Source organism: Streptococcus suis (genome assembly GCF_002960445.1).
GTDB lineage: Bacteria > Bacillota > Bacilli > Lactobacillales > Streptococcaceae > Streptococcus > Streptococcus hyiners.
Window position 1 is genome coordinate 1 of record NZ_POJD01000327.1, and the last position, 269, is coordinate 269.

The 269-nt window shown below is 42.8% G+C and carries 1 protein-coding gene; it reads left to right on the plus strand.

Going from position 1 to position 269, the window contains the following annotated elements:
• The coding region (locus tag C1G53_RS11075; protein WP_153046722.1) for a ZmpA/ZmpB/ZmpC family metallo-endopeptidase at positions 1 to 269 on the plus strand (269 nt) is incomplete at both ends.

Here is a 269-nt window from a genome sequence, read left to right on the forward strand (position 1 = left end):
GAATACTGGTTTGATTACGGATGACCATGTCTTAGAATATGTCTTCCAAGGTCAATATACTTCATGGGCTGAGTTTAAGAAAGCCATGTTTACTGAGCGTTTGGAAAAAGCAGCGACAGGCCAACTCAAGCCGTTTACCATGCAGTATGAACTTGGTGTTGCTGATTCAACCAAGGAAGTAACTATCACAAGCTTTGAGCAGTTGCAAAACTTGATGAAAGAGGCCATGGAAGCAGACATCCAAGCGAACAGCCTCAACTTGAACAACA